The organism is Segatella copri (assembly GCF_949820605.1).
Lineage (GTDB): Bacteria > Bacteroidota > Bacteroidia > Bacteroidales > Bacteroidaceae > Prevotella.
Genome location: NZ_CATKVU010000006.1, coordinates 3,201,452 through 3,226,516, shown reverse-complemented (window position 1 = coordinate 3,226,516; position 25,065 = coordinate 3,201,452). Strand labels below are relative to the sequence as shown.

At 44.7% G+C, this 25,065-nt stretch carries 23 protein-coding genes, 2 tRNA genes and 1 pseudogene; 20 read left to right on the top strand and 6 right to left on the bottom strand.

Features of this window, described 5'->3' with window-relative positions; all coding sequences use genetic code 11:
* Positions 1–108: 108 nt before the first annotated feature.
* The 3 genes and pseudogenes from RCO84_RS14430 to RCO84_RS14420 all read left to right on the top strand — a co-directional run.
* The gene (locus tag RCO84_RS14430; RefSeq protein WP_117695454.1) at positions 109–627 is read left to right on the top strand and encodes a DNA-binding response regulator; all 519 of its coding nucleotides are present in this window, start codon (positions 109–111) and stop codon (positions 625–627) included.
* Between the two features lie 38 nt (positions 628–665).
* On the top strand, positions 666–1,553 hold the full coding sequence (locus RCO84_RS14425) for a sensor histidine kinase (protein WP_317585456.1): 888 nt from the start codon (positions 666–668) through the stop codon (positions 1,551–1,553).
* A 34-nt stretch (positions 1,554–1,587) separates the two neighbouring features.
* A pseudogene (locus RCO84_RS14420) lies at positions 1,588–1,842 on the top strand (MFS transporter); the annotation flags it as partial.
* A gap of 116 nt (positions 1,843–1,958) precedes the next feature.
* Here RCO84_RS14420 and RCO84_RS14415 read toward each other — a convergent pair.
* The 4 genes from RCO84_RS14415 to ribD all read right to left on the bottom strand — a co-directional run bounded on the left by RCO84_RS14415 (position 1,959) and on the right by ribD (position 5,418).
* The gene (locus RCO84_RS14415; RefSeq protein WP_317585455.1) at positions 1,959–2,093 is read right to left on the bottom strand and encodes a hypothetical protein; all 135 of its coding nucleotides are present in this window, start codon (positions 2,091–2,093) and stop codon (positions 1,959–1,961) included.
* A gap of 356 nt (positions 2,094–2,449) precedes the next feature.
* A complete protein-coding gene (locus tag RCO84_RS14410) occupies positions 2,450–3,889 on the bottom strand; it encodes an AAA family ATPase (RefSeq protein ID WP_287864458.1) in 1,440 nt (479 codons plus the stop codon).
* 223 nt (positions 3,890–4,112) lie between these two features.
* Positions 4,113–4,271: a hypothetical protein gene (locus RCO84_RS14405; protein ID WP_022121547.1), complete on the bottom strand. Its 159-nt coding sequence runs from the start codon at positions 4,269–4,271 to the stop codon at positions 4,113–4,115.
* 109 nt (positions 4,272–4,380) lie between these two features.
* The gene (ribD, locus tag RCO84_RS14400; protein ID WP_317585454.1) at positions 4,381–5,418 is read right to left on the bottom strand and encodes a bifunctional diaminohydroxyphosphoribosylaminopyrimidine deaminase/5-amino-6-(5-phosphoribosylamino)uracil reductase RibD; all 1,038 of its coding nucleotides are present in this window, start codon (positions 5,416–5,418) and stop codon (positions 4,381–4,383) included.
* Between the two features lie 73 nt (positions 5,419–5,491).
* On the opposite strand from ribD, the gene prmC reads away from it, so the two are divergent.
* From prmC to metG, 12 genes are all read left to right on the top strand, one after another.
* Positions 5,492–6,385, top strand: a complete 894-nt coding sequence (prmC, locus tag RCO84_RS14395) for a peptide chain release factor N(5)-glutamine methyltransferase (RefSeq protein WP_317585453.1) — start codon at positions 5,492–5,494, stop codon at positions 6,383–6,385.
* A 40-nt stretch (positions 6,386–6,425) separates the two neighbouring features.
* Positions 6,426–6,953, top strand: coding sequence for a regulatory protein RecX (locus tag RCO84_RS14390; protein WP_181975270.1), 528 nt, complete (start codon positions 6,426–6,428; stop codon positions 6,951–6,953).
* 139 nt (positions 6,954–7,092) lie between these two features.
* Positions 7,093–7,734 (top strand): ComF family protein, encoded by a 642-nt coding sequence (locus RCO84_RS14385; RefSeq protein WP_317585452.1) that lies wholly within the window; start codon positions 7,093–7,095, stop codon positions 7,732–7,734.
* A gap of 111 nt (positions 7,735–7,845) precedes the next feature.
* Positions 7,846–8,478 carry an orotate phosphoribosyltransferase gene (pyrE, locus tag RCO84_RS14380; protein WP_006848066.1) on the top strand — a complete coding sequence of 211 codons (633 nt, stop codon included), beginning with the start codon at positions 7,846–7,848 and terminating at the stop codon, positions 8,476–8,478.
* A 19-nt stretch (positions 8,479–8,497) separates the two neighbouring features.
* On the top strand, positions 8,498–8,959 hold the full coding sequence (locus tag RCO84_RS14375) for an SRPBCC family protein (protein ID WP_117587246.1): 462 nt from the start codon (positions 8,498–8,500) through the stop codon (positions 8,957–8,959).
* A gap of 14 nt (positions 8,960–8,973) precedes the next feature.
* The gene (gene argH, locus RCO84_RS14370) at positions 8,974–10,311 is read left to right on the top strand and encodes an argininosuccinate lyase (protein WP_317585451.1); all 1,338 of its coding nucleotides are present in this window, start codon (positions 8,974–8,976) and stop codon (positions 10,309–10,311) included.
* Positions 10,312–10,329: 18 nt separating this feature from the next.
* Positions 10,330–10,956 (top strand): hypothetical protein, encoded by a 627-nt coding sequence (locus RCO84_RS14365; protein WP_317585450.1) that lies wholly within the window; start codon positions 10,330–10,332, stop codon positions 10,954–10,956.
* A 103-nt stretch (positions 10,957–11,059) separates the two neighbouring features.
* A tRNA-Gly gene (locus RCO84_RS14360) sits at positions 11,060–11,132 on the top strand.
* Positions 11,133–11,152: 20 nt separating this feature from the next.
* Positions 11,153–11,238 (top strand) — tRNA-Leu (locus RCO84_RS14355).
* Between the two features lie 17 nt (positions 11,239–11,255).
* Positions 11,256–12,263: a DUF4369 domain-containing protein gene (locus RCO84_RS14350; protein WP_317585449.1), complete on the top strand. Its 1,008-nt coding sequence runs from the start codon at positions 11,256–11,258 to the stop codon at positions 12,261–12,263.
* Positions 12,264–12,305: 42 nt separating this feature from the next.
* Entirely contained in the window at positions 12,306–13,856 is a 1,551-nt protein-coding gene (locus RCO84_RS14345) for a YifB family Mg chelatase-like AAA ATPase (protein WP_317585448.1), read from the top strand.
* A gap of 884 nt (positions 13,857–14,740) precedes the next feature.
* Positions 14,741–16,807, top strand: a complete 2,067-nt coding sequence (gene metG / locus RCO84_RS14340) for a methionine--tRNA ligase (RefSeq protein ID WP_287798141.1) — start codon at positions 14,741–14,743, stop codon at positions 16,805–16,807.
* A 92-nt stretch (positions 16,808–16,899) separates the two neighbouring features.
* Here the strand turns inward: metG and RCO84_RS14335 are convergent, their stop codons facing one another.
* Positions 16,900–17,604, bottom strand: a complete 705-nt coding sequence (locus RCO84_RS14335) for a porin family protein (protein WP_317585447.1) — start codon at positions 17,602–17,604, stop codon at positions 16,900–16,902.
* 482 nt (positions 17,605–18,086) lie between these two features.
* Here RCO84_RS14335 and RCO84_RS14330 point away from each other — a divergent pair, with 482 nt between their 5' ends.
* Complete coding sequence (locus tag RCO84_RS14330; protein ID WP_317585446.1) at positions 18,087–18,398, top strand: AAA family ATPase; 312 nt, start codon at positions 18,087–18,089, stop codon at positions 18,396–18,398.
* A gap of 455 nt (positions 18,399–18,853) precedes the next feature.
* Here the strand turns inward: RCO84_RS14330 and RCO84_RS14325 are convergent, their stop codons facing one another.
* Positions 18,854–20,056 carry an ROK family transcriptional regulator gene (locus tag RCO84_RS14325; protein WP_317585445.1) on the bottom strand — a complete coding sequence of 401 codons (1,203 nt, stop codon included), beginning with the start codon at positions 20,054–20,056 and terminating at the stop codon, positions 18,854–18,856.
* 344 nt (positions 20,057–20,400) lie between these two features.
* Here RCO84_RS14325 and RCO84_RS14320 point away from each other — a divergent pair, with 344 nt between their 5' ends.
* Genes RCO84_RS14320 through RCO84_RS14305 form a run of 4 tightly spaced genes read left to right on the top strand, consistent with a single transcriptional unit; the run spans position 20,401 to position 25,053 of the window.
* Positions 20,401–21,636: an MFS transporter gene (locus RCO84_RS14320; RefSeq protein ID WP_144155701.1), complete on the top strand. Its 1,236-nt coding sequence runs from the start codon at positions 20,401–20,403 to the stop codon at positions 21,634–21,636.
* 44 nt (positions 21,637–21,680) lie between these two features.
* Positions 21,681–22,598 (top strand): dihydrodipicolinate synthase family protein, encoded by a 918-nt coding sequence (locus tag RCO84_RS14315; protein ID WP_144155698.1) that lies wholly within the window; start codon positions 21,681–21,683, stop codon positions 22,596–22,598.
* A 25-nt stretch (positions 22,599–22,623) separates the two neighbouring features.
* A complete protein-coding gene (locus tag RCO84_RS14310; RefSeq protein ID WP_317585444.1) occupies positions 22,624–23,811 on the top strand; it encodes an AGE family epimerase/isomerase in 1,188 nt (395 codons plus the stop codon).
* 12 nt (positions 23,812–23,823) lie between these two features.
* Positions 23,824–25,053 (top strand): sialidase family protein, encoded by a 1,230-nt coding sequence (locus RCO84_RS14305; RefSeq protein WP_264901781.1) that lies wholly within the window; start codon positions 23,824–23,826, stop codon positions 25,051–25,053.
* Positions 25,054–25,065 lie beyond the last annotated feature (12 nt).

Genomic DNA, 25,065 nt, shown 5'->3' with positions numbered 1-25,065 from the left:
ATTCATACACTTTTCTGTATGATAATCACACATCACATTCCATTTTGTTGGCTATTTCAAGAAAAAAGTGTACTTTTGCAAACAAAAGATATAACAGAACACAAATAGATGAAATACGGAACAATACTTGTTATCGACGACAATCCATCGATACTCACAGCCCTGAAGATATGCCTGGGCGGCACTTTTGAGAAGATTCTCACCTTGCCTCGCCCAGACACCGCCCCCACTCTGCTCCAACAAGAGCCAGTGGACATCATCTTGCTCGACATGAATTTTTCCTTGGGCGTAAACAGCGGACAGGAAGGTTTGCTTTGGCTCCGCACCTTCCGCCGTCTCCATGCCAACATCCCCGTGGTGCTCATCACCGCCTACGCAGATATCCAGCTCGCCATCAAGGGATTGAAATCTGGCGCAGCCGACTTCATCACCAAGCCTTGGGATAACGATGAACTCATCAGAACCCTAAAGGATGCCATCGACCGAAGCCAAGAAGTAGAGACGCTGGAGAGCATCGAGAGCACTCATATTCACAAGGTTGTGGATCAATGCCACGGCAATATCTCACGCGCCGCCGAACTCCTCGGCATCACTCGCCAAACGCTTTACGCCAAGTTAAAACGATAATTTTCCATCACAATCATTCATGATTATCAACATCTGATATGGACACCATCTTCCACATATATATAATAGGTATCATTCTCCTCATCATCGGAGGCATCATCTATCTCTTCTTGCGCCATCAGCGCAACCTGAAGAGCCGTGCCTTCTTGATGCAAGAGGCTATCCGCAATGGCGATTACTCCTTCCGTCTATCCACCAAGGGATTGCTCTCTGGAGAACGAGCCTTGCAGCAAGCCCTCAACGATATGGAGAACGACATCGGCAGACTGGTGGCGCAGCATGAGGTGGAATCTTGGCAAAAGCTAACCCGAGTGCTCACCCATGAGATTATGAACGCCACCGCCCCCATCTCCAGTATCTGCCAAGCCTATCTTAGCAATCCCGACATCCAAGGCTCGCCCTACGAGGAAGGCATCCGAGCCATTCGAGACACCAGCAAGTCGCTCACCAGTTTTGTGGACAGCTACCGCAAGCTCACCCAGCTACAAGAACCAGTCATCGAGAACATTCCACTCAAGGATTTCGTGGAAGGCATCAAACCGCTCTATCCTCAGATAGAATGGCACATCCATATCCCCGAAGATGCCACCTGGTCTGCCGACAAAAACATGCTGCACCAGGTATTTATCAATCTGACCAAGAATGCCATCGAGGCTCACGCCTCAGCCATCGACATTCGATGCTTCCACAAACATCCAGAGAGCATCGAGAGTTCACAATTCTCGAGCATCTATTTCAGCAACAATGGCGCCCCCATCCCAGCCGATGTGGCAAAGGAGATGTTCATCCCCTTCTTCTCTACCAAGCCATCAGGTTCGGGCATCGGCCTCTCCATCTCCCGCCAGATGCTGATGATGCAATCCATCAACCTCTCCCTAGCCGAGCATAATGTGGCAGGCTATCATGTAACATTCCGAATGGAATGAAATATATGATAAAGAAGATGAAACAAAAACTTTTGGTGGTTTGATGGCGGTAGATATTGCGCCTAAGAATGCATCGGGTGCTGCTCTTGGCGTTGTCGGCGTAGCGAGTTATGTGGGTGCCGGCATCCAGGACATCATGAGCGGTCTGCTCATCGAGGGCAACAAGCATCTGGTAAATGGCGTAGAGACTTACTACTTTACCTATATCAATTATTTCTGGATTGGCGCAGCCCTGATGTCTGTCTTGATGACTTGCATCGTCTGGAAGGCGAAACCAAAGACAGTTTAAGAAATAAACGAAGCTATCATCAAAATACTCTTCACTCTTCACCTTTCGGCCGGGAGCCCCTGTGTTTATCGGCATTCCGAGGGGTGAAGAGTTGTTTTTATCTCTTCACCCACTCTTCACCACTCTTCACCACTCTCCACCTTCAGGCACGGAAACAGATGCGAAAGACAGATAGAAGGATTGCAAATCAGCCAGAACTGAAGGGTGAAGAGTGGTGAAGAGTAGGTGAAGAGTGCCCGAATACTCTTCACCCCTCAGAATGCCGATAAACACAGGGAATTCGGGGCTTTTGGTGAAGAGTGAAGAGTATTTGGCAGGAAGCCTATACGAAAACAAAATAAAGGAGGTTTCGATAACTGTTCCAGTAAAACAGCCGACTAGCGACTCTTGCGCTAGTCGGCTGTTTGCGTTTTGCCAGTTAGCTGTTTATATTTTGCCAGTTGGCTATTTTCGGTTCTCCCATCGGCTGTTCCCGAAAAACAGCTAACCTAATAATCGGGCATAATAAAACGAATATAGCTGCGCTAACGATTGTAAGTACTTTCATCAGCCATCGTAAGTACTTTCATCTGCCCTCGAAGCTACTTGCACTAAAGAACTGTATCTGTCATTTAAACAAATCATCCATTGTAACGACACTTTGTACCCGACCGGCATATTCATTGAACTTAAGCCCATAAGTAGTAACCAATGTAAGATGCAAGGAACTCCTGCATTTCGTTTCTTCAGCAAACGTACTCAGTTTATGGCGCAGATTCTTATCATAAGCAGCATTGATGGAGAAATCATCCTCGCAGAATTTCATTTCACAAACATTGATGACGCGGTCGGCTCTGTCAATAATCATATCTATCTGCGCACCATCTTTCTCTTTTCTGCTTTTCCAGGGACTCACCTCTGTCTGCACTCCACTAATACCGAGCGCCTGCTTGATTTGTGGCAGATGATAATAGCAAAGCGATTCAAAGGTAAAACCTCGCCATGCTGTCAGCTCAGGTGTCAGCAGGTTGTCTTGCCAGAAATGTGGATTGGTCGTCTTTCTGCCATCAATAAATGACAAATAGAATTTGCTGTAGAAATCTGTCAGACGGAAATATACCTCACGCTTGGGATAATCATACTTAACATACGATGTTATGAAATCACTCACTTCGAGTGATTTTAATGTAGCAGAAAGCCCCCCGCCATTAGGTATTTTTGTAAGCGAAACAATTTCTTTTCGCGTATATCCCTGTCTTTTTTGAGCCAGAAGGCGCACGATAGTCATGCAATCCTCCGCATTAGTAAAGAGAGAAGAATAGAGACGGTCGAACTCTAAGCCGAGTTTGGCTGCAGGCTCGAAGAAAAGCCTGTCCATATTCTGAGCCAGACTTTTGCCTTTCTGAAGCATGGAAATATAATAAGGAATGCCACCTGTAGCCATATAACATTGTATCTGGTCGAACTTAGACATCACGATGTTGTTAGCCTGATAGTATTCTTCACATTCGCCTAATGTAAACGGGCGCAACTTGATTTCATCAGTTGTGCGATCAAACAAACCGCCTTTGTTGTTTAACAGCTTGTCTGAAATCCATGACGTGGCAGAGCCGCAGACGATAAGCATGATATTCTGCTTTCCTGCAGCCCATCCATTCCAAAAATGCTCTAATGCTGTAACAAATCCCGAGCGGGGAGTATCAAGCCATGGCAATTCATCTATGAATATCACCTGACGCTTGTCTGCATCTTGCTCTTCCAAGAGATTGATGAGTGCATCAAAAGCTTCGAGCCAAGAGGATGGCACCTTCTTACCCTTGCTGCCATAGCGAACAAGACTGGAGTAAAAGCTAGTCAACTGTTGCTCCATTATTTTTTGACCACTCAACTCGTAAGGAGATAAACCCGTATGGTAAAAGCTCATTTTATCCTGAAACAATTCTCTTACGAGAAAGGTTTTTCCGACCCTTCTTCTACCATATATTACTGCAAAAACAGGTTTATTTTCCTTGTAAAGATCCAGGAGTTCCTTACTCTCCTGCTTTCTTCCGATAATTTTCTGTGCCATAATCTTTGCGTTTATTTTGCTGCAAATATACAAAAAATATCGTTTCGAGCAAAATAAACGCACGCTATTTTGCTCGAAATTGGATAAAAATATCATTTCGAGCAAAATAAAGAGTGGCTATTCTGCGCAAAATACATCAAAAGACCCGTTTCGAGCAAAATAGCGATACATAAGAAGGGATGGAAAAGGCATCCTAAACGCAAAGACTATAATGGGGGATTTTCTAATAATCCTCCATATAACCCTTGGTAAACATATCATAAGACAGGGCTTCCAGTTCTGAGAGCGTCATCTGCTCTACCGAATGCTCTATCTTACGTATCAGTTCGTCTCGCTTGAAATCGTCGTCATCACTCAGGCGCGATGTAAATCTGTTACTCATTTTCTTGAATGTTAAGTGTTGAATGTTGAATTGGGCATACGCCACTAAATCTGTGTCATCTGTGAATTGAAAATCGCTGGCCGAAGGGAAAAGCAAATCTATGAGAAGATTACATCCGCTCGTAGGTGTTGATAACATTTCCATCATACGCCTCGTGGCTGATTAACCGGACGTTATGAGGAAGCATAGGCGCTGGTGTTCCGGCAGTTACCACGTTTTCCACAGATGTGGACAACAACGTTTCTACCCTGATTTCATCCCAAAGTTCAGCATCGAGGAATGCCTGATGGGTGATGGCGCCTCCCTCTACTATCAGCGACTGTACCTTATTATTATATAAGTACTGCATGATTTGCTGCAACACTTCCGTCTTGCCCCGTGAGAAATCCAGACCTTCGAAACAAGGATGATGGCGGTCGATGACCAGGCGCATCGGGTCCTTGCCGCTCCAATCTCTAACGTTGAGCTGACTGTGGTCGCGTTCATCGGTTACGCGGCCTATGAGGATGGCATCGTTCTCAGCACGCAACTTGTGAGAGAGCATCTTGGTGAAAGGCGAGGAAATAGCCATACCCCTACCCCCGTTATCAAGAAAGCCATTCGCGGTCTGCGCCCATTTCAGGATGATGTAAGGACGCTGATGGGTGTTGAAGGTGATGAAGCGCTTGTTGAGTTCGAGACATTCCGCCTCCAGAACGCCTACTGTTACTTCGATGCCTGCCTCGCGAATCTTGCGGATACCGCGACCCTGAACCTTGGCAAAGGGATCTACGCAGCCGCAAACGCATCGCTTTACTCCTTTTCTTACTATCAAATCGGCGCAAGGCGGCGTCTTGCCGTAATGAGAGCAGGGTTCGAGACTCACATAGATGGTAGCTTGGCTTAATAGATGCTCATCCTCGGGCTTAACAGATGCAAAGGCGTTGACTTCAGCATGCCCTTCTCCGCATCTTACATGATAGCCTTCGCCGATGATTCTGCCATCCCCACTCACGATAACGGCTCCCACCATCGGATTGGGTTTGGCATTCTCTCTTCCGTTTTTCGCCAGCTGCAGACAGCGGCGCATAAACATTTCGTCTATTTCCTTTTGCGACAACGGTTCGCCCGTCTTCACATTCTGAAAAGAAACATTATTTTGTTCCATATCTAAAACTTTTCTTCGTTTTTTACTTACTTTTCGATAAAATGTCGTACCTTTGCTCTCAAATCAAATCATAATGTACGATTTAGAGATGAAAACGTATCAACAACTTTGGCAATCCATTACCACTCTATATGAGGCGGGCGAAGCACAGGCTATCGTCCGCACCGTGCTCGATGTGAAGTACGGAATGACGCTGACCGACATAATCTGCGGCAAAGTTAATGAATTATCTGCAGATGAAGAAAGAAAACTGGAAGAAATTATCAGAAGATTGCAAAAAGGCGAACCTGTACAGTATGTTCTGGGCGAAGCTGACTTTGCAGGAAGAACCTTCCATGTAGAGCCGGGCGTGCTGATTCCGAGACCCGAAACGGCGGAACTCTGCGAGTGGATAGAAAAAGATGCGACTGAAAACAAAGGGATTACGGAAGGAGAGAAGGAAGAAAACACCACCCGCATCATGGACATCTGTACGGGTTCGGGCTGCATCGCCATTACGCTGGGACTGGACATCGGCGGCTCGGAGGTTACGGGTTGGGATATTTCGGAAGATGCCTTGAAGATAGCACAGGGAAATGTTGCGCTTCTGGATGCCGGTAACGTAAAAATAGAATATCAGGATGCCCTGAAATTGGCGGAAACATCGGATGCCGGAAGATGGAACATCATCGTGAGCAATCCCCCGTATATCTGCGAAAAGGAGAAAGCGGATATGGAGAAGAATGTGTTGGAACACGAACCTGGAATCGCTCTTTTCGTGCCCGATGAAGAGCCTCTAAAGTTCTACAGAGCCATCGCCGAATATGCCTCTTCTGCCCTCAAATCCGGAGGTGCATTATACTTCGAAATCAATCCTATCTACGAAAAAGAAACAAGGGAAATGCTGGAAGGATTGGGGTTTAAAGCTATTGATACAAAGGAAGATGCCTTCGGAAAGCAGAGAATGATGCGAGCCGGCAAATCATAAAGTTCAATGTTCAAATCTCAAAGTTCAAAGTAAAATCATCATGTTCAAATCTCAAAGTTCAAAGTATAAAAAGCCGATGACCGAGCAGCAGGCGCTCCTGAAGCTCACCACCCTCTGCACCCAAGCCGAACATTGCTCGCAAGAGATGATCGACAAGATGAAGAAGTGGGAACTGCCCGAAGATGCCATCGCCAGAAACATGGAATTCCTGACCGAGAAGAAATTCATCGACGACGAACGTTTCGCACGCTTCTTTATCAACGACAAGATAAAATACAACAAGTGGGGACGCCGGAAGGTGGAACAGGCGCTGTGGATGAAACATATTCCGAAGGACATCTCCGACCCTATCTTCGAAGAGATAGAAGACGACCTGTATATGGAAACCCTCCTGCCCCTGATGAAAAACAAATATAAAACCATCAAGGCAAAGAACGACTATGAACGCTCGATGAAACTCATCCGCTTTGCCCTGGGAAGAGGATACAGCATGGAGGTTATCCACAAATGCATCGACCGGATGAAGGAAGAAGATCTGGGAGACATCGATTTCGAAGAGGAATTCTAAAGCAAAGCATCAAGTTCAATATCCAAACATCAAAATTAAGAGTAAAGCCATGCGTACCAGCCTGTTAAGAGACATATTAGATTTATTCTTCCCCCGAACCTGCGCCATCTGCGGAAAAGTGCTCGCTGGCGGGGAGGAGATGATATGCATAAAATGTCTGTTCCGCATGCCGGGAACCGATACCTGGAAACAGCCCTACGACAACGAGATGGCAAAACTCTTCTGGCATCTGATTCCCATCGAACGCTGCTGCGCTCTCTTCCATCACATCAGCCATGCCACATCGGCTAGAGCCGTCTACCAGCTGAAATACATGCATCATCCTGAAATGGGAATCTATCTGGGCAGAATGCTGGCAAAGAAGGGATTAAGCATTCAGTTCTTCGACGGAATAGACGCCATCATCCCCATCCCGCTCACCCGAAAACGAGAAAAAGAACGCGGCTATAACCAGAGCCTTCTCATCGCCAAAGGCATCCAGCAACTCACCCATCTGACCATCATCAAGGATGCCGTAAGAAGGAAAAAGTTTAGCGAAAGCCAAACCCACAAGAACCGGCAGGAAAGACAGGAAAACGTGAGCCAGGTTTTTGAAACCGCAGCAACCTATCATGACAGGCAGGGCGAGCACCCCATCACGCAACTTGAGGGCAAACATATCCTCATCATCGACGACGTATGCACCACCGGAGCCACCATCATCTCCTGTGCGGAAACCCTGATAAAAGCAGCCGGAAAGATGAAGATAAGCGTGCTGACTGTAGGTTTCGCACACGACTAAAGGTTCTTTTTGTCGAGAGTTAAAACATTTTAACCCTAAATATAGCCGCCGTGTGCAAAAATCATTGTACCTTTGCAAAATAATTAATAATAATTTAATCCTTTAAAGATTATGGACAAACTGAAGAAAGAATTCGCATCTAAGTTATTGAAAGTAAAGGCTATCAAGTTGCAGCCTAATGATCCATTCACATGGGCTTCTGGCTGGAAGTCACCATTCTATTGCGATAACCGCAAGACTCTCTCATTCCCAGAACTCCGCAATTATGTAAAGCTTGAGCTCGTTCACGCTATCCTGGAGCAGTTCCCAGAGGCTGATGCTGTAGCCGGAGTAGCTACGGGTGCCATCGCGCAGGGTGCTTTGGTTGCTGACGAACTGAACATGCCTTTCGTATACGTTCGTTCTAAACCAAAGGATCACGGTATGCAGAACCTCATCGAAGGTCAGCTCGACCCTAAGGCTAAAGTTGTGGTAGTAGAAGACTTGATTTCTACCGGCGGCAGCTCTCTCAAGGCAGTAGAAGCTCTCCGCAAGAACGGCAACGAGATTGTGGGCATGGTAGCTAGCTACACCTATGGTTTCCCTATCGCCGAGAAGGCTTTTGCTGATGCTAACGTAAAGCTGGTTACTTTGACCGACTATGAGCACGTAGTGGCAGAGGCTCTGGAGACTGGCTATATCAAGCAGGAAGACGTAGAGTTGCTCCACGAGTGGCGCAAGGATCCAGCTAACTGGAAGAAGTAATCAAGCTGACCCATCAATAATGAGTACAAGTACATTCGAAAGTAATATCAAACAGATTCCTCACAAGCAGGAATCTGTTTACCGTACATTGAGCGATCTGAACAACCTGCAGATGCTCAAAGACCGCTTCGAGCAGGTGAAAGACCAGATTCCTGAGGACAAGAGAAAAGAAATGGAAAAGCTGAAGGATCTCAAGTTTGATAGCGACAGCATCTCTATCACAGCACCTATGGTGGGTGAAATCAAGATGCGCATCATCGACCGCGAGGAGCCTAAGACCATCAAGTTTGAAACAGAAAACAGCCCTGTTCCTTTCAACTTCTGGATTCAGCTGCTCCCTACAGGCGAATTCTCATGCAAAATGAAACTCACCATCAAGGCAGAACTTAACATGTTTATCAAGGGTATGGTGAAGAAGCCATTGCAGGAAGGCATCGAAAAAATTGCTGATGCGCTTGCAATGATTCCTTACCAGGATTAATAAATAAAGAAATTATGGCACATAAACTTTGGGAAAAGAACTTCGAAGTAAACAAGGAAATTGAAAGATTCACCGTAGGAAGAGACCGCGAACTCGACCTCTATCTCGCCAAGTATGACGTGCTGGGCAGTATGGCACACATCACCATGCTCGAAAGCATCGGACTCCTGGAGAAAGATGAACTCACCCAGCTCCTTGCCGAACTGAAAAACATCTACGCCATCGCCGACAAGAGCGAATTCGTAATAGAAGACGGCGTGGAAGACGTTCATTCCCAGGTAGAACTGATGCTCACACAGAAACTGGGCGACATGGGCAAGAAGATTCATTCGGGTAGATCACGCAACGACCAGGTTCTCGTAGACCTCAAACTCTTCACCCGTCATGAGTTGAAGGAGATTGTGGACGCCGTGAAGATTCTCTTCGATGAGCTGATTCAGAAGAGCAACCAGTATAAGGACGTGCTGATGCCGGGCTACACCCATCTGCAGGTGGCTATGCCTTCATCATTCGGTCTCTGGTTTGGCGCTTATGCTGAAGGACTTGCCGATGACATGCTCTTCCTTCAGGCTGCTTACCGCATGACCAACCGCAACCCATTGGGTAGCGCTGCCGGCTATGGAAGTTCATTCCCATTGAACCGCACCATGACCACCGAACTTCTCGGTTTCGACAGCATGGACTATAATGTGGTTTATGCACAAATGGGCAGAGGAAAGATGGAGCGCAACGTGGCTTTCGCCATGGCTACCGTGGCAGGAACTTTGGCAAAGATGGCTTTCGACGCCTGCATGTTCAACTGTCAGAACTTCGGTTTCGTGAAATTGCCTAAGGAGTGCACCACCGGTTCGAGCATCATGCCACACAAGAAGAATCCAGACGTATTCGAGTTGATTCGCGCCAAGAGCAACAAGCTCCAGAGCCTTCCACAGCAGGTAATGCTCATCATGAACAACCTGCCAGTAGGCTATTTCCGCGATCTCCAGATTATCAAGGAAGTGTTCCTCCCTGCCTTCGACGAGTTGAAGGACTGTCTGCAGATGGCTGCCTACATCATCAACAAGATGGAGGTGAACGAGCATATTCTTGACGATCCTCGCTACGACCCTATGTTCTCAGTAGAAGAAGTGAACCAGCTTGCAGCCAACGGAATGCCATTCCGCGATGCTTACAAGAAGGTAGGACTGGAAATCGAGGCTGGCGAATTCAAGCCAAACAAGGATATTCATCATACTCACGAAGGCAGCATCGGCAATCTCTGCAACGATAAGATTCAGGCGCTGATGGAGCAGACCCTCTCTGAGTTCCACTTCGAGCGCATGGAGAATGCCGAGAAGAATCTTCTGAAATAAAGACTGAAAGGTTTCTGCATGAAGAATAGCATATATAATAAGGTATATATATATAATAAGGTGAAGAGCATGGCTGGAATAGCTATGCTCTTACTTTGTTCGTGCGATGCAGAAAACAGCATCAGCACCAAATATCCCTGCCAGTTCTATTTCAAGTCGCAATACCATCCGGGCACAAGTTTGGAAACAGCCCTCAACGGAACGGGCGTCTACACGATGGTTAGCGCCAAAAAGGTGAATGGAGTCTGGAATATCTATTCTACATTAAACGATGGGAAAAACCAGACGGAAACCATCATCCTCTCTACAGCGAAGGAGAATTATGCCAACTATACCTATTTGGGAGCGGGCAACGACCCTAAAGATGCCAAAAAGAACGGCTTCATCATGGGATTATCCAACTTCAGCGGACCTGTAGCCTGGGACCGCCAATGTCCAAACTGCCTGGAACAATATGGTGGAACCAACTATCCGCTGGAATGGACCGGCAACCGCCAATCGGTAATTTGCGACAAATGTAAACGCATCTACAGCCTGGAAAACGGAACCATCACAAGCGGCGGAAAGAGCAAAAACGACAAGGCGATGATGAAATATATAGTAGATTACCATGGTACAGGAAGCGATATACATGTAGGAAACTAAGCAGAAACGGAGGGCAAACGAAAAAAATGGCGCTTTCTTGTCTTAAAAAATGTAAATCGTTTGGAGATTTAAAGAAATAGCATTACCTTTGCACCCACATAACGCGGAAATAGCTCAGTTGGTAGAGCACAACCTTGCCAAGGTTGGGGTCGCGGGTCCGAGTCCCGTTTTCCGCTCAACTCTTAACGTTTACCATGCCGCAATGGTGGAATTGGTAGACACGAGGGACTTAAAATCCCTTGGCCAGTAATGGCTGTGCGGGTTCGAGTCCCGCTCGCGGCACCTTAAAGTTTTTCCTTATGAAAAAATTTGCTTACATCCTCATTTTATTCATTACGCTGGTCTTAACATCATGTGGTGTTAGCGGTGGGCATTTCAAGTTTGAAGGCAAATTTCTCAACATGAATCAAGGCGAGTTTTATGTATACAGTCCTGACGGGGGCTTCGAAGGCGTTGACACCATCAAGGTAGAAGGCGGTCGTTTTACTTTCGAAACCGAATGTAAGGAAGATTTTACCATTATGCTTGTTTTCCCTAATTTCTCTGAGCAGCCTATTTTCGCAAAATCGGGCAAATCAGTAGAAATCAAGGCAGATGCTTCGCACCTTAAGGAAATGGAGGTAAGCGGAACCAAGGATAACGAACTGATGACAAAATTCCGCCAGAACATCCTGAAAGATACGCCACCTGAGGCTAAAAAGCATGCTGAAGACTTCGTCAGAGAACATCCGAATTCTGTGTGCAGCATCTATCTGATCAGAAAATACTTCATCACTTCTACACAACCTGATTACCGCAAGGCGCTCTCACTCATCAATATCGTAGAGAAGGAACAGCCTAAAAACGGACAGTTGGCTAAGATGAAGCAGTTGGCAGAAACCATGAAGAATGTAGGCACCGGTGCAACCCTGCCTTCATTTACAGCATACGATATCAACGGAAAACTCGTTTCTAGTACAGAAATGAGCAGCGCTCCGGTTGCCGTACTCTACACCTGGGCTACCTATAACTATGACAGCCAGGACATGCAGCGCGAACTGAAGAGCCGTCAGAAAAAATCGAACGGCAAGCTTAAGCTGATGGCTTTCTGTCTGGATGCCAGCAAGAGCGAATGCAAGAACAACATCAAGCGCGACTCTATCGCATGCCCTACCATCTGCAACGGCGAAATGCTGGAAGACAAGACCTTGAAGAAGTTGGGATTGGAAAACCTTCCTGACAACATCATACTTCAAAATGGTAAAATCATCGCCCGAGGCATGAAAAAGCAAGAGCTTTACAATAAGCTCGACCAACTGCTAAAATAAATACTTTCGAGCTAGTCAAGAACCCATAAAAAGCACGCCTATATGTTAGTAAAGACATATTGTGCAGCAGTTAACGGACTAGAAGTAACTACTGTAACCGTAGAAGTAAGCCTCAACAGAGGCGTCATGTACCACCTCACAGGCTTAGGCGACGAGGCGGTCAAGGAGAGCCGTAACCGAATTTCAGCAGCTCTCCAGTATAGCGGCTTCAAATTTCCGATAGCCGACATCACTATCAATCTGGCTCCAGCTGACCTCCGGAAAGAGGGCAGCAGTTTCGACTTGCCGCTTGCAATCGGACTTCTAGGCGCCAACAACAACATTCCCGAAGATCATCTGAAAGAGTACATGATGGTAGGCGAGTTGAGCCTTGACGGTACGCTCCAGCCTATCAAAGGTGCCCTGCCGATAGCTATCAGAGCCAGAGCAGAGCACTTTAAGGGACTGATTGTGCCGGAACAGAACGCTCGGGAAGCGGCAGTCGTAAACAACCTTGAGGTTTACGGCATGAAAACGCTTTTCGAAGTCATACAATTCATGAGCGACAGAAGCAATCCTTCTCCTACAATCGTTGACACCCGCAAGGAATTTTACGAAAACCAGACACATTGTGAATACGATTATGCCGATGTTCGCGGTCAGGAGAACGTGAAAAGAGCGCTCGAAGTGGCTGCGGCTGGCGGACACAACCTGATTATGGTAGGTCCTCCAGGTTCCGGAAAGTCGATGATGGCAAAACGTTTGCCGTCCATCCTCCCCCCTCTCACGCTCTCTGAGAGTCTGGAAACAACACAGATTCACTCCATTGCAGGCAAACTGGGCAAGAATGTATCACTCATTTCCCAACGCCCGTTCCGGTCTCCTCACCATACCATCTCTCAAGTGGCTCTGGTAGGCGGTGGAACATCGCCACAACCGGGAGAAATATCGCTCGCCCATAATGGCGTTCTGTTCTGCGATGAACTTCCGGAGTTCAATAAAACCACTCTGGAAGTACTCCGCCAGCCATTGGAAGACCGCCACATCAACATCAGCAGAGCGAAATATTCTACAGATTACCCATGTTCATTCATGTTTGTGGCAAGTATGAACCCTTGTCCATGCGGATATTATGGTGATCCGACACATCGTTGTGTCTGCACGCCAGGCCAGATTCAAAGATACATGAACAAGATTTCGGGTCCGTTACTAGACCGCATCGACATCCAATGCGAAATCAGTCCCGTTCCTTTCCAGGACATATCGAAGGCAGCACCAGGTGAGCCAAGTGTCAAAATCAGAGAAAGAGTCATCAAGGCAAGAGAAGTTCAAGCCGAAAGATTCAAAGATTATAAAGGCATCCATTGCAACGCCCAGATGACCGAAAGAATGATTCATCAGTTTGCCGAACCCGACGAACAAGGTATCGAACTGCTCCGAATGGCAATGGAGAAGCTTTCTTTGTCAGCCAGAGCCTATAACAGAATACTGAAAGTGGCACGAACCATTGCTGATTTGGCAGGAAGTGAACAGATTAAGCCTGACCATATAGCAGAAGCCGTGAGATACAGAACCCTCGACAGAGGCGATTGGGCAGAAAGAGGACATTTATAATCATAAAGAAGATATATGTAAAAGGATAAAAATCCGTTTTTTCCTATCATTCGCTCTAAAAAGTTGGATTTATAAAGGGAAAAAGGGAGAAAAATAGAAGAATAGCCATTTTAAAATAGTTACAAATCTGTTTTAGAATGGCTATTTTCTTTTGTCATTACGAAAATATTACCCCATAAAGACAAAAATACCACAAAAAACAGACAAAAACGAATAGCAAAATCGTCTAAGACGGGGTAATTTCTATTCCATAAGGTGTAATAATTGATTTTAATTAGCTTTTAAATTTACAAAAATCACTAATTCTAACAAAAATTACCCCATATAGGATAAAAAAATGCATTACCTTTGCAAACGTAAAAAGAAAGCTAGCACAACGCTAGTTTAATTATTAACAACAAAACTATTAAGATTATGGATTGCATTTTTAAAATTACAAACGCAGTAAAGAAGATTGGTTTCGTAATTCTTCTTGCAGAGTTGGCCGTTATCGCCTATATGAACGTAATGTAAGAAATCTCTCTATAGATAAAAATATATAAGGAAGAAGTTTTCTACATACTAAGGTAATTAGATGGTAAAAGGTCAACAACATAAGTTGTCAGAATGAATAAGTTTGTAGAAAAAGTAAATGATAATATAATTAGGTACAGTCCTATCAGGGAGGAGTCTGATGGAAATGTACAAGATGGGAGGCTCTTGCAGAGATGCAAAGGGTCTTTTTTCGTATCCTGCCCTACGCTATCCTTACTATAAAAACACTAAAGAACCCAGCTTTTTACACCTTATTATATATATAAGTAAGAAAAAGCGACGATAATTCTTTCTTATCTCCAACATTTTTTGTAATTTTGCAGCCAAATAACAAAAATATATTAGCTAATATGGAACAAAAGAACTTTAAACGTACTACCGTGACTGCGGCTTTGCCTTATGCCAACGGTGGTGTGCATATCGGTCACCTGGCAGGTGTATACGTGCCAGCCGATATCTATGTTCGCTACCTCCGTCTCAAGAAGCAGGATGTTGTCTTCATCGGCGGTAGCGATGAGCATGGTGTACCTGTTACTATCCGTGCCAAGAAAGAAGGAATTACCGTTCAGGAGGTGGTTGACCGCTATCATAACCTCATCAAGAAGAGTTTCGAGGACTTCGGTATCTCTTTTGATATTTACAGCCGTACCACTTCGCCTACTCACAATAAGTTTGCTTCAGACTTCTTCCGCACACTCTATGACAAGGGCGTATTGGAAGAAAAGGTAGAGGAGCAGTTCTGCGACGAGGTAACAGGCGAATTTCTTACCGACCGTAATATCGTAGGTACTTGTCCTCGCTGTGGTGCAGAGGGTGCTTATGGCGACCAATGCGAGAAATGTGGTGCTACCCTCTCTCCTGAGGAGCTCATCAACCCTACCAACAAGAATAACCCTGGTCATGGTCTCGTAAAGAAGCCTACCAAGAACTGGTATCTTCCATTGAACAAGTATCAGGATTGGTTGAAGAAGTGGATTCTGGAAGGCCACAAAGAGTGGCGTACCAATGTTTACGGCCAATGCAAGAGCTGGTTGGACATGGATCTTCAGCCACGTGCCATGACCCGCGACTTGGATTGGGGTATTCCTGTTCCAGTAGAGGGTGCAGAAGGAAAGGTGCTCTACGTTTGGTTCGATGCACCTATCGGCTACATCTCAAACACCAAGGAGCTTTGCGATGCTCATCCAGAAAAGTGGGGAACATGGCAGAAGTGGTGGCAGGATCCTGAAACACGTCTTGTTCACTTCATCGGTAAGGACAATATCGTGTTCCACTGCATCATCTTCCCTACTATGCTGAAGGCTCACGGCGACTATATCTTGCCAGACAACGTACCAGCCAACGAGTTCCTGAACCTGGAGGATGATAAGATTTCAACATCCCGCAACTGGGCTGTATGGTTGCACGAGTATCTCGTAGATTTGCCAGGCAAGCAGGATGTATTGCGCTATGTATTGACAGCCAATGCGCCTGAGACCAAGGACAACAACTTTACCTGGAAGGATTTCCAGGAGCGCAACAACTCTGAGTTGGTTGCCGTTTACGGTAACTTCGTAAACCGTGCCCTCCAACTCACTAAGAAGTATTGGGGCGGCGTAGTTCCTGCCTGTGGTGAATTGCAGGAGGTAGATGAGAAGGCTATCGCTGAGTTCAAGGACGTGAAGGAGAAGGTAGAGCAGTATCTTAACGTATTCAAGTTCCGCGAGGCTCAGAAAGAGGCTATGAACCTGGCACGTATCGGTAACCGATACATCACAGAGTGTGAGCCTTGGAAGGTTTGGAAGACCGATCCTAAGCGTGTGGAGACCATCCTGAACATCTCCCTCCAGTTGGTTGCCAACCTCGCCATCGCCTTCGAACCATTCTTGCCATTCTCTTCTGAGAAGCTCCGCAAGATGATCAATATGCCTAACTTCGAGTGGACTCAGCTCGGCAGCACAGATTTGCTCAAGGCTGGTACCCAGCTCGGTGAGCCTGAATTGCTCTTCGAGAAAATTGAGGATGAGGTTATCGAAAGACAACTCCAGAAGCTCGCTGACACCAAGAAGGCTAACGAGGAGGCTTCTTATCAGGCTGCTCCTATCAAGCCAGAGGTTAGCTTCGATGATTTCGAGAAACTCGATATCCGCGTAGGTCACATTCTGAACTGCGAGAAGGTAAAGAAGTCTAAGAAACTCCTGAAGTTCACCATCGACGATGGTTCTGGCGTAGAGCGCACTATCTGCTCAGGTATCGCAGCCTACTACGAGCCAGAGCAGCTAATCGGCAAGGACGTATTGTTCGTAGCCAACTTTGCTCCTCGCAAGATGATGGGCATTGAGAGTCAGGGTATGATTCTGAGTGCAGTCAACTTCGACGGCTCATTGAACGTAACTTCTCTCCTTGGCAAGGTTAAGCCAGGAAGCCAGGTTGGATAAAGAATCATAGAATCATCTGATTATCAGATAAGGTAAAAGCCTCAAATCCTTTGCGGATTTGAGGCTTTTCTTATTTCTATCCAAATATTCTTTTATAATGTAAAACGATAACCCACGGTAAAGGTCAGAGCCTTGTTCTTGCAGTTATCCCAATCACCCTTGCCAGCCTTCGTCAGGCTCACGTTGTAACGGGCATCCAGAATCACGTTCATATATTCATAGCTCAAGCCCAAAGGAATGGCTACATCCACCTTCTTGGCAGGCCAAGGAGCTTCGGTTTCCTGCATATCCTTGTATGTAACAGACCCGTTCTTGTCCTTCTGAAGGTCGGTTTCCTCTCTTTTCACCTTGCCGTCGCCACAAAGGAATCCCACCTGAACGCCTGCATTCACCGACAAGCCCTCTACAAGATAGGCTTTCAGCATGAGCGGTACCTGGATATAACCGAGGTTCACATGATGATTCTTAATACCTGTATATTCCCCTTTTTCAGCATTCTCAGTCAACTCACAGTCAGGGAAGCGCATACCCTGCCGGGCATAATAAGCACCCAGCGTAATACCCAGGCTCTTATTTATGCGATATTCCACATCTGCGCCACCCATGAAGCCAGCCTGATACTTAGGCTTTAGCGAGATTCCCTTCTCAGGTTCGAGGACCAATCCGCTCCAGTTAGCCAGAGATACACCAATACGAGGAATTACCGAGAATCTGCCTACCGGATTCTCCACTTCTTGTGCCTTTGCTCCAACAACAGCAAGCAGCAGCACCATCATTATAACTATTTTCTTTTTCATTTCCACAACAGTTTGTATATCATAATAACAAGGAACAAGGGATAATATTGCATCCTACAGCCATTTTTCTCCATGAAAGACCTGTTCTCGTAAAGTGTTAACGAATCTAACTCATAGTTTTCTTCCCTCCAACTCACCGTTTTCTGGAGCATAAATCATAGTTTGCGCCATGCCAAACCTGCATTTATGACCTAAAAATATAACACGGACAAATTGAATTTGTCCGGATGTCTGTCCGGCAGTTTCATAATCTTCTTATAATCAATAGATTATATTATGCCGGACAAATTTGTCCGGACAAATTTGTCCGTGTTTTTTTTCTGAGAAAGTTTTCCTCATCCCTATTGAAACATAAAACATTTGGGGGATTTGGAACATTTCAAGTAAAAACATTTGGGGGATTTGGAACTTATATGTATCTTTGCACTCAAAATCAGCAAGTTATGAGAAAAAGAATATTTAAAAGAAAAGTATACGATAAAATGCTCGAATGGAAACGAAAGAGAAATGGTAGCACAGCTCTCTTGCTCAAAGGAGCACACCGGGTAGGAAAGTCAACGGCAGCCAAAGCTTTCGCAGAAAATGAATACAAAAGCTATATCCTTATAGATTTCGTACAAGCATCTAAGGAAGTGAAACTGCTGTTTGACAACCTCATGGACTTGAACTACATATTTTTACGCCTCCAATCAATCTACCAAGTAATCTTGGAGCCACGCAAATCAGCCATCATTTTCGATGAAGTACAAATGTGCCCACAAGCTCGGCAAGCCATCATCTACCCGATAAGCTGATTTCTTAGAAATATTTGGATAATACGATTTTAAACTATATTTTTGCAGTAACAAATCCCACCTTAGTACGCCTCTCAACGATGCGTACTAAGGTGGGACTTTGCTTTTTATTTAGGTATATGAGCTACGACAAGCAACCTATATATATATGAACAATTAGTCTTACTACAAAATAGGGGATTGATAATTAAAAATGTTGCAACGGCTAAACTATAACTTCGCAATATCAGCAATACTTCCGTTTTGCAAATTATCTCCGATACATGCAACAAGACCTGCAGAAGCTGGTCAATACATACGAGCAAGCTATCAGCATAGACAAAATATTTTCCAACACTTTATTCAAAATGCAAGTACGGAACTACACAAAATCCTTTGCGGGACTACAGCAGTAAAGCTGTTAATCTAAGGCAGAGTCCCCCAAATGATTATGACCTTAACACTGCCATAAACGCTTAATATTGCTCCTGTAACATTTTACTTCTTGCCATTAAGCATGCACCTATTAATCCTGCACAGTCTTTCAGAGTAGATGTTTCTATCTTGGAATCTTCGTTCACCATATTGAGAGAGAATTTCTTGATTCCCATACATATTGGTTGTGTTATGTAGTCACCAGTAACCGATAGGTCTCCTCCTATAACCAACATCTCAGGATTGAATATATTGATGACACCAGCAAGGGTTGTACCCAATTCTACTGCCATCATTTGCAACGTCTCAATGCTCATCACATCTTCTTTCTTGATGGCTTCGAGAATATCGTGGAGTGTTAGACTTTGGTGTTGATTCAACACTTTGTCAGAGAGGACAGATATGCCACCATTCTGTATCTTCTGATTCATCTTACGTTGTAGTGCAGAACCAGAAGTCTCAGTTTCCACGCATCCAGTCTTTCCACAATGACAAATTATGCCATTATTGTATATATGCATATGTCCAATTTCCCCAGAAAATCCCGACTTGCCAAAATATAATTTGCCGTTGATGATAATACCGATACCAATTCCCCAACTCACATTAACAAAAATGACATTCTTAACACCCTTACAGATGCCTCTGAGGTATTCTCCGTAGGTCATGCACCGAGTGTCGTTGTCAATGCATACAGGTATATTCAGGCTCTGAGAGAGCATATCAGCCAATGGTTTTTCTATACAAGTGAAATAATTGTATGCGCAACCAATTTCTGGGTTAACTCTGCCGCCAATGCTCATGCATGCATTCTGTATATTTTCTTTTTTGAAGCCTTCTTTCTCTATGAAAGTGTTGATTATTGCTATGAGACTTTCAAAGCAATCTGGGGTATCTTCATATACAAAGTCTATTCTCTCTAGCTGAGTTACCATATTACCACAAAAATCACAAATTCCTAAAGTAAGGTAATCTTTTCCTGTATCTATTCCAAGAAAATAGCCCGAAGTGGCAATTAAATCATACTCTTTAGGAGCCCTCTTTGAATAGTGGGCTCTTTTTCCTGTTTCCTGTACCAGACCGATTTCTATAAGTTCGTTCAGGGTCTTAGTCGTATATGGGATACTGACTCCTAAACTTTTGGAAAGTTCGGCAATAGTTTGTCCTCCACGCTCTATAAGCAGCCTCATTAAAGCCGACTTTGAAGCGGACCATTTTGTGTTATTGACTATATCTTTTAACATACTACATTTTATTATTAACTACAATTACCTTGCAAAGGTAAATAAATAAATTTATTTTTTTAATTAAGGATACGTTAATTAATCTAAATGCGTAAAATAACAAGTATTTTGTATTTAACTCCTCGCCATCAGAGATGTCATGGTATCAATATTGTTAGATAACAAAGAATTAATTAATTCTATCGCATAATATAATAAGGTATACTTGGCAAAATATGCCTCACAAATAAATTAAACTAAATTATTTAATCACTTTAATGAAAAAAGTTTCATAATAATTTGGAGGTTAATAAAATTAGTTATATATTTGCACCGAAATTAATAAACAATCTAATAATGATAAAATGAAGAGTAGAAAGTTTTATCCTTGGTTAGTTGTAGCACTCCTTTGGGTTGTAGCTCTTCTCAACTATATGGATCGTCAGATGCTATCCACCATGCAGGCTGCAATGAAGCTTGATATCGTGGAACTGCAGCAGGCTGAAGCCTTTGGCGCTTTGATGGCAGTCTTCCTTTGGATCTATGGTATTGTGAGTCCATTTGCCGGAATCGTGGCTGATAGAGTCAGTAGAAAGAAATTAGTAGTAGGCAGTCTCTTCGTATGGTCTCTGGTGACCTACCTGATGGGATATGCTTCTAGTTTCCATCAACTTTACATGTTGAGAGCGATGATGGGTATTAGTGAGGCTCTTTACATCCCTTCTGCCTTATCCCTTATTGCCGACTGGCATGAAGGAAAGTCAAGATCTCTGGCTATCGGTGTTCACATGACCGGTTTGTATGTCGGTCAGGCCATCGGAGGATTTGGTGCTACCGTAGCAGCAGCCTTCTCCTGGCACACCACATTCCACTGGTTTGGCATTCTCGGAATTGCTTATTCTGTCGTGTTGCTTCTGTTGTTGCACGATAAAAACAAGGATACAGTAAATACTACTGAAGTTCAGCAGGGAAAGTCCACAAAGGGCGGATTATTACAAGGCTTATCTGCTGTATTTTCTACTTGGACATTTTGGGTTATCCTCTTCTATTTCGCAGTTCCTTCTCTCCCTGGTTGGGCAACCAAGAACTGGCTTCCGACTTTGTTTGCAGAGAACTTGAATGTACCTATGTCAGAGGCTGGTCCGCTGTCAACCATCACCATCGCAATCTCCTCTTTGTTTGGAGTCCTCTTCGGAGGTGTGCTTTCAGACAAGTGGGTTCGCAAGAATATCCGCGGTCGTGTTTATACTAGTGCTATCGGATTAGGTATGACGATTCCAGCCCTATTCCTCTTGGGCTTCGGTCACAATGTGGTAGCAGTTGTGGTAGCCGGTTTACTCTTCGGCGTCGGGTATGGCATGTTTGATGCCAATAATATGCCTATTCTCTGCCAGATTATTTCGGCGAAATACAGGGCTACTGCCTATGGCATCATGAACATGGTTGGCGTGTTTGCTGGAGCAATGGTTACTCAGGTAATGGGTAAATTCTCAGATGGCGGTAATCTGGGGCTGGCTTTTGCCGTATTGGGTGTAGTGGTTATCGCAGCACTGACGATTCAGTTGGCTTGCTTGAAACCAAAGACAGATAACTTGGAATAAAAAAACGATAAAATTTTAACTAACTTACATTAATATATATAATTATGGAAAAGATCATTGGACTTATTGATGCACCGTTTACTCCTTTTTATACTAACGGTGATGTGAACTTAGAACCTATCGAGGCTTATGCCAAGATGCTTCAGAAGAACGGTCTGAAGGGTGTGTTTATCAATGGTTCATCAGGCGAGGGCTATATGTTGACCACCGAGGAGAGAATGCTCCTTGCTGAGAGATGGGTAGACGTAGCTCCAAAGGACTTCAAAATTATCGTCCATGTAGGCAGCTGTTGCCTCCGTGAAAGCCGTCGTTTGGCAGAGCACGCACAGAAGTTAGGTGTTTGGGGTATCGGTTCAATGGCTCCTCCATTCCCGCACATCGGCCGTATCGAAGAACTTGTAAAGTATTGCGAGGAGATAGCTTCTGCCGCACCAGAACTTCCTTTCTACTACTACCATATACCTGCATTCAATGGTGCTTATTTGCCAATGCTCGATTTATTAAAGGCTGTAGATGGACGAATTCCTAATTTTGCTGGTATTAAATATACCTTCGAGAGTTTGTATGAATATAACCAGTGTCGTCTTTACAAGAATGGCAAGTACGACATGCTCCATGGCCAGGACGAGACCATTCTCCCTAGTCTGGCTCAGGGTGGTGCACAGGGTGGTATCGGTGGTACGACCAACTACAATGGTAAAGAGTTGGTTGGCATCATTGAGGCTTGGAAGAACGGCGACATCGAAACTGCACGTGAGAAGCAGAACTTTGCTCAGGAGGTTATCAACGTTATCTGCCACTACCGGGGTAACATCGTAGGCGGTAAGCGTATCATGAAGCTGATGGGCTTCGATTTGGGTCCAAATCGTACTCCATTCCGCAACATGACCGATGAGGAAGAGCAGGCTATGAAGAAAGAGTTGGAAGCTATCCACTTCTTTGAACGTTGCAATCAGTTTTAAGTAGTATCAGCAAAAATCAATAATAATGAATATCAAGGAATATATCAAACAATGGGCAGAATCCTATAAAACAGATCTTATAGAGAATATCATGCCGTTCTGGATGGAACATGGTCTTGACCGCAAGCATGGCGGTGTCTACACTTGTGTTAACCGTGACGGATCTTTGATTGATACCACTAAAAGTGTGTGGTTCCAGGGACGCTTCGCCTTCATCTGTGCCTACGCTTACAACAACGTGGAGCACAATCAAGAATGGCTCAACGCTGCAAAATCCACCCTCGATTTTATTGAGCGTCACTGTTTCGACACAGATGGTCACATGTTCTTCTCTGTAACAGAAGACGGCACGCCGCTACGCAAGCGTCGTTACGTGTTCAGCGAGACGTTTGCAACCATCGCCATGTCCGAATATGCGCTCGCTACAGGTGACAAGACATATGCAGAAAAAGCTCTTAATCTGTTTAAGAACACACAGCGTTTTCTTGAGACACCGGGGTTTCTAACACCAAAATATGAGCCAGCAGTTGATTTGCAAGGACACAGCATTGTAATGATTCTCATCAATGTAGGTTCACGTTTGCTCAAAGTTATCGAAGATCCTAACATCAACCGCCAGATTGATGAATCGATAGCCAAGTTGCGCAAGTATTTCATGCACCCGGAATTTAAGGCGCTGCTCGAGTCGGTAGGTCCAAATGGCGAGTTTATAGACACTTGCATGGGGCGCACCATCAATCCCGGTCACTGCATCGAAACCTCATGGTTCCTCATGGACGTAGCTAAGAACCGTGAATGGGATAAGGACATTCTGGACACTGCTCTCACCATTTTCGACTGGTCATGGGACTGGGGGTGGGACAAGCAGTATGGTGGTATTATCAACTTCCGTGACTGCCGCAACCTGCCATCACAAGACTATTCGCAGGATATGAAATTCTGGTGGCCACAGACCGAAACTATCATTGCTTGTCTCTATAGCTTCCTCGCCACAGGCGACGAGAAATATCTCTATCGTCATGAGCGCATCAGCGAGTGGACTTATGCCCACTTCCCTGATAATGAGTTTGGCGAATGGTATGGCTATCTGCACAGAGATGGCACCGTAGCACAGCCTGCCAAAGGAAATCTCTTCAAGGGACCTTTTCACATTCCGAGAATGATGATAAAGGCATACACGTTGTGCCAAGAGATATTAAATAGTAATTTGTAAACTATAAATGATATGATAATATGTAAGAAAAACTTTTCTGTCTTTATGCTGTTAAGTGTGTTGGGCATCAGTTTCCCAATGACACTCTTTGGTCAATCAGTCACAGTTTTTTCTAATGCTAAAGGACAATATCGAATACCTTCCATCGTGGAATGTAAATCCGGCAAGTATATTGCTTTCACAGATCATCGCTACCAAAACCAGGATATTGGTGGTGGCAGACATCTGGATATAGTAATGAAAGAAAGTAAGGATTGCGGACGGAACTGGACTAGTACAGAGAAGATAGTGGCTAAAGGCGGGAATGGAATCCCAACAAGTTTTGACTGTGCTCATGGAGATGCCGCAACGGTGGTGGACAAAAAGTCGGGTAGAATTCTCATGATGTGTGCCTCAGGAGGTATAAGTTACTGGGAAAGTAATCGCAAGAAACCTCTCATGATGGGCAGATATTATAGTGATGATGAAGGAAAGACTTGGAAAGGAACTGATGTTACAAAGGAAATATATGACTTGATGCCAGATGTTCAGCAAGCATTCTTCGCAAGTGGAAGAATCTGCCAAAGCCGTTTGATTAAGGTTGGTAAATACTATCGTATCTATGCCGTCTTAGCAACACGTGAGGGTAATCGTGTTCTATATAGTGATAATTTCGGCGAAACTTGGCTTTTGTTGGGTAACAATGTTGCTGATTCGGCCCCTAAGGGCGATGAGGCAAAGATTGAGGAGTTGCCTGATGGGAATGTCTTGCTAAGTAGTCGTATTGCTAGCGGTCGCCTTTTCAACATTTACAAGTATGAAAACCCGAAAAAGGCAACTGGCATATGGGGAAATACTGTGCTATCCCATAAAGAAAACAATGGAGTAGCAGGCAGCAGTAATGCTTGCAATGGAGAAATACTGTTGGCTGATGCCCATAAAAATGGCAAGAAGGTAAAACTTCTTCTGCAGAGTATCCCATTAGGCCCTCAGCGTTCTCATGTAGGCATTTTCTATAAAGTGTTGGAGTCTCCAAAAGATTATGTCTCACCAGAAGTTATAGCAAAAGACTGGGAGGGATCTTATCAAGTGAGTGACACATCATCTGCCTATTCTACCATGGTTCAATCTAAGGATGGCAGTATTCTTTTCCTCATGGAGGAAAATGCTTTCCGACATCCTGAAACAGAGTCAGATGATTACTATGATATTCGTTTTGTAAAGTTGAGTATACAACAGATTACAAATAATCAGTATAAATAACAATAAAAATTA